Source organism: Phormidium sp. CCY1219 (assembly GCF_035615515.1).
GTDB lineage: Bacteria > Cyanobacteriota > Cyanobacteriia > Cyanobacteriales > Laspinemataceae > CCY1219.
On sequence record NZ_JAJENT010000510.1, the window covers coordinates 1 to 206 of the forward strand.

Consider the following 206-nt stretch of genomic DNA (forward strand, 5'->3'; position numbering starts at 1 on the left):
GAAGTATCGGGTGTTGAATACCAACAAGGCGAACTCTTTGGGTACGAAGTACGGGAGTATTTGCTCGAAAAGTGGGGCCGTAAATGCGCTTATTGCGCTGAAAATACACCCTTAGAGGTAGAACACATCCATCCGCAATCGAAAGGAGGTAGCGATCGTGTCTCAAACCTGACTTTAGCCTGCCATCCGTGCAATCAGTCCAAGGG

Annotated in this window: 1 protein-coding gene; it reads left to right on the forward strand. The window is 49.0% G+C overall.

Features of this window, described 5'->3' with window-relative positions:
* Positions 1 to 206: HNH endonuclease (locus LKK83_RS13470; RefSeq protein ID WP_324631683.1), on the forward strand; the 206-nt coding region annotated here is incomplete at both ends.